We start from the raw sequence: 1,043 nt of genomic DNA, 5'->3' as shown, positions 1-1,043 counted from the left end.
ACGAAGCCGCACGTCAACGTCGGCACCATCGGTCACGTTGACCACGGCAAGACCACGCTGACCGCAGCGATCACCACCATCCTGTCGAAGAAGTTTGGCGGCGAAGCCAAAGACTACTCGCAGATCGACAGCGCGCCGGAAGAAAAGGCTCGCGGCATCACGATCAACACCGCACACGTCGAATACGAAACCGAAGCACGTCACTACGCACACGTTGACTGCCCGGGTCACGCCGACTACGTGAAGAACATGATCACCGGTGCTGCCCAGATGGACGGCGCGATCCTGGTCTGCTCGGCTGCTGACGGCCCGATGCCGCAAACCCGCGAACACATCCTGCTGTCGCGCCAGGTTGGCGTGCCGTACATCATCGTCTTCCTGAACAAGGCTGACCTGGTGGACGACGCCGAGCTGCTCGAGCTGGTGGAAATGGAAGTTCGCGAGCTGCTGAGCAAGTACGACTTCCCGGGCGACGACTGCCCGATCATCACCGGTTCGGCCCGTCTGGCGCTGGAAGGTGACCAATCGGAATACGGCGAGCCGGCAATCTTCCGTCTGGCTGATGCGCTGGATTCGTACATCCCGACGCCGGAACGTGCTGTTGATGGCGCCTTCCTGATGCCGGTTGAAGACGTGTTCTCGATCTCGGGTCGCGGTACCGTGGTGACCGGTCGTGTCGAGCGCGGCATCGTCAAGGTTGGTGAAGAAATCGAAATCGTCGGCATCAAGCCGACGGTCAAGACCACCTGCACCGGCGTGGAAATGTTCCGCAAGCTGCTGGACCAGGGTCAGGCTGGCGACAACATCGGCGCGCTGCTGCGCGGCACCAAGCGTGAAGACGTCGAGCGCGGCCAGGTTCTGGCCAAGCCGGGTTCGATCACCCCGCACACCAAGTTTGCCGGTTCGGTCTACGTGCTGAGCAAGGAAGAAGGCGGTCGTCACACCCCGTTCTTCAACGGCTATCGTCCGCAGTTCTACTTCCGTACCACCGACGTGACCGGTGCGGTCGAGCTGCCGGCTGGTGTCGAAATGGTGATGCCGGG

Annotated in this window: 1 protein-coding gene; it reads left to right on the top strand. The window is 61.8% G+C overall.

The features are described from left to right. Positions 1 to 1,043: elongation factor Tu (gene tuf, locus IE097_RS19175; protein WP_189462499.1), on the top strand; the 1,043-nt coding region annotated here is incomplete at both ends.

The sequence above is a fragment of the Jeongeupia chitinilytica genome (assembly GCF_014652315.1).
Taxonomy (GTDB): Bacteria; Pseudomonadota; Gammaproteobacteria; order Burkholderiales; family Chitinibacteraceae; genus Jeongeupia; species Jeongeupia chitinilytica.
The sequence above is the reverse complement of the archived record's forward strand: the minus strand, read 5'-3'. Positions and strand labels throughout refer to the sequence as shown.